Source organism: Bacteroides coprosuis, assembly GCF_020741705.1.
In the GTDB taxonomy this organism is placed as follows: Bacteria; Bacteroidota; Bacteroidia; order Bacteroidales; family Bacteroidaceae; genus Bacteroides_E; species Bacteroides_E coprosuis.
The window spans coordinates 1-3,195 of the sequence record NZ_DYYK01000184.1 but is presented as its reverse complement, the minus strand read 5'-3'; the positions used below and the strand labels follow the sequence as shown (position 1 = coordinate 3,195).

The 3,195-nt window shown below is 35.6% G+C and carries 5 protein-coding genes, 1 tRNA gene and 1 pseudogene; all 7 read left to right on the top strand.

Going from position 1 to position 3,195, the window contains the following annotated elements:
• Positions 1-387: pseudogene (locus K8V80_RS11045) on the top strand (hypothetical protein); the annotation flags it as partial.
• A 16-nt stretch (positions 388-403) separates the two neighbouring features.
• The gene (locus K8V80_RS11040; protein ID WP_155692925.1) at positions 404-865 is read left to right on the top strand and encodes a RusA family crossover junction endodeoxyribonuclease; all 462 of its coding nucleotides are present in this window, start codon (positions 404-406) and stop codon (positions 863-865) included.
• A 2-nt stretch (positions 866-867) separates the two neighbouring features.
• The gene (locus tag K8V80_RS11035; RefSeq protein WP_276778018.1) at positions 868-1,032 is read left to right on the top strand and encodes a hypothetical protein; all 165 of its coding nucleotides are present in this window, start codon (positions 868-870) and stop codon (positions 1,030-1,032) included.
• A gap of 53 nt (positions 1,033-1,085) precedes the next feature.
• Positions 1,086-1,274: a hypothetical protein gene (locus tag K8V80_RS11030; protein WP_276778016.1), complete on the top strand. Its 189-nt coding sequence runs from the start codon at positions 1,086-1,088 to the stop codon at positions 1,272-1,274.
• Complete coding sequence (locus K8V80_RS11025) at positions 1,271-1,741, top strand: ArpU family phage packaging/lysis transcriptional regulator (protein ID WP_276778014.1); 471 nt, start codon at positions 1,271-1,273, stop codon at positions 1,739-1,741. Before K8V80_RS11030 ends, K8V80_RS11025 begins: the two co-directional genes overlap by 4 nt.
• A 691-nt stretch (positions 1,742-2,432) precedes the next feature.
• Positions 2,433-2,504: transfer RNA gene (locus K8V80_RS11020), tRNA-Glu, on the top strand.
• Between the two features lie 106 nt (positions 2,505-2,610).
• Positions 2,611-3,195 (top strand): hypothetical protein (locus K8V80_RS11015; RefSeq protein WP_276778012.1); only part of this gene is annotated, 585 nt, incomplete at its 3' end.

Genomic DNA, 3,195 nt, shown 5'->3' with positions numbered 1-3,195 from the left:
AATATTCCGTTTGCTGATGAGACCTTTGACTTAGTTGTATTTGATCCGCCGCACTTAGTACGCGCAGGTAAGACTAGCTGGCTGGCAAAGAAATACGGAACCATTGACCTAATGGAGTGGCCGAATGAATTTCATAAAGCTTTTAATGAAATAATGCGAGTGATGAAACCGACAGGAGTGATGATCTTTAAGTGGAATGAAGATCAAATACCGATTAAGGAAGCTTTGAGGGCATTCGGTCAGCAACCCATTTTAGGAGACATGAGAAGTAAAACGAAGTGGAGTGTATTTATCAAGCCAGAAAAAGCAAAAGATATTCCTGCAACGCAAGATAAATCAACCCATAAAGTTATTGAAGACTGGCGTAAAGTTATCAAAGGAAATTAAAAAACGAGGTGCATTAGTGAGAGTTGAATTTATAGTAGATGGTCAGCCGATTGGAAAAGCTAGACCAAGAGTAACTAGAACAGTTACTTTTACACCAAAAAGAACATCTCGGTATGAAGAGTTGGTTAGATATGCAGCAACTAGCAACTTTGAGGGATATTTTAAAAAGGGATGTGCCTTAGATGTAAAGATTATTGCTTATTTTGGAGTACCTAAGAGTTATACAAAGAAGAGACGAGAAAACTGTCTAGCAGGTATAGAATTGCCTACCAAGAAGCCTGATATAGATAATATCGGAAAAATAGTTTTAGACGGTATGAATCCAAAATTGCGTAAAAATAAGCAGTTACACAAAATGGTCGAAGTGATGCGAGGTATATATCAAGACGATCAACAAGTTACATATCTGACCGTAAAAAAGAGGTATGCAGACCGTGCAAGAGTTGAAGTTAGAGTTAAGGAAGATGAAGGAAAATAACTATGAAAGAAGTAAGAATTTATGACCAAGAAAAATATGACTGGGCATTAGATAGTGCATTAAAGGCCTTGAGTAGAGAAGATAAAAAAGCTTTTATGAACAGGATCTGGGATATGAGTGTAGTAAGCAATATCTCTCAAACGGATATTTTATATATGTTTGCTTAAAGCGCGTATTCAACTAGTTTGATATCAAGTTTTATTTATGGAGGTCATAAGTAATGAGCAACGATTTTCGACGTTATCACTTAGCACATGATGAAGCGTATAAAGACTTAAATTTGATCCATAAGTACGACACTGCATCCCTTACGGTGCAAGACTTATGGAAGCTAAAACAGGCAGCATACCGTGAAGGATATTTGCGTGCCATGGGCGTAAGACAATACAGAGATACGGGATTGGAATGATAAAACTAGAACTAGGAGCTGATACAGTGAGTTTATTTCCGGAATTAGATGAGAAAGAGACCTTAAAAGAAGTAGCGAAATTCTTTACTAAAGATTTAGAACGATTGCTATTAATGAGTGGCCATGAATTAGTAGATCTTAAGTCTCCAACATTAAGTTCGGCTCCTGGTCATAGCAATGGTAGTAACAACAGTGAAAAGGCAATAATTAGAGGCTTAAATGCTGAAGCAATGGTTAGAGCAACTAATGATACAATCCATCATTGTTCGCATAATTCTCAAATTATTTTGATAGGATTGTTTATTCGGAAATGGCCATGGAATGAAGTTAAGCCATTGGTTTACAGTGAGAATAACAAGTTTAGCTATTTACGCAGAAAAGCAATGTTTGAGTTTGCTGATGGCTTTGATTATTGGCAAAGAGTAAACAATTGCCAACCTATTATTGACCTACACAAGTATAAATAAGGGTAATTTTGCGGGAATATGGTGGTAATTCGTTGATACTTATCTATGCTTAAATATATATTGTCGAAAAAAGTAAAAGGTTTTCGATAAATCCATTAGTACGGTTGGCAACACGAGCAATATTCCTCCGTATTTTTTACAGTTTTAGATCTGGAAAGATCTCTCAGCATGTTAGCTATTTTTAACTCGGCCCTTACTGTTAAATAGTCTCATGGTTAACATGCAGCAACATTTAGGTTCGATTCCTACTTGTTGCTTACCTAGGGTTTTGATGCTACTTCCCTAGGACTAGATGTGCGATGCCCCCACGGTTCGGGAGATCGTATCATAATTAAGAGCTGGTTGGTCGTGCATCGGACTGTACGACTGCCGTGGGTACGACGACACAATTTGGAATTAGAAAGAAGGTATCTTCTTTCACAATATATTAGGTTCGAATCCTGACGTACTCATTGTCCGGCGGAAAACGGACGTAAAAATTAAATCTTTACCTTGTCATACAATTGGTAAAGTACTTTAAATGATAAATTCACGGAATAAGTCATTTAATTTTACAGTTATCAGGTTGATTGTTTTAGCGGTAGGCAGGTGAACTGAACACGTGACTAATGTAACCCCTACCTTAAACTGTAAAGCACACACCGCAACAATCGTAAAAGCGTAGCATAAGAGACGCGGCTTTCCTTATTTTGGCTCGTTGGTCAAGTGGTCAAGACACTGGTTTTTCATACCAGTAACACAAGTTCGATTCTTGTACGGGCTATTGCTATTTAAAGTAGCAAAATCCTAAATACTATTTATTAAGAAGGCTGTATGTCTTCTTTTTTTATTGATAAAATTACTTTGAAATAGTATTTAGGAGGATATGAATGGCAACAAAAAAATTATATTTTCATAGATTACAGATGTATTATTTGAATGGCATTAGCGATGGAAATGATCCTATTTTTTTAGATATATCTGAAGAAAAAGAAATACTCTGTAATATTTTGAATGGTATAGAAACAACTCCGAAGTTTATGGAATTTAAATATAAAGAAAGACGTGTAGCCATTGAATTTATATTGGGAATAGATGATTTTTTAAAAAATAAATCAGGAATAATTTGTGGAAAACTGTCTCATCCTCGTGATAAACATGCATATCAATTACGCACAAAGGGAAGAGCTGATGAAGAAGAAATTGCAACAAAAAAAGATCAGCTCTTTGAGGCTAGATCCTATTTCTTGATTGACACAGATTCAATGATAATAGCTTATTTATATGAGCAATCTGCTCCTCACATAAAGGCTTTAGGTGATTGGGTCTATTTTGCCACAAAAAATAATGCAAATATGTCTACTGTATGGGGACAAGTTACTGGAATAGCTACCAAAAATATGATAGAAAATCTTAAAAAAGCTGCTTATATTGGAAATATTGAATATTATATGGAAATTCCTACTAGCTTAGCT

Excerpts from the sequence above, each read along its gene's own strand:
- K8V80_RS11035 (WP_276778018.1), top strand. The coding sequence starts at position 868 with ATGAAAGAAGTAAGAATTTATGACCAAGAAAAATATGACTGGGCATTA.
- K8V80_RS11030 (WP_276778016.1), top strand. The coding sequence starts at position 1,086 with ATGAGCAACGATTTTCGACGTTATCACTTAGCACATGATGAAGCGTAT.
- K8V80_RS11025 (WP_276778014.1), top strand. The coding sequence starts at position 1,271 with ATGATAAAACTAGAACTAGGAGCTGATACAGTGAGTTTATTTCCGGAA.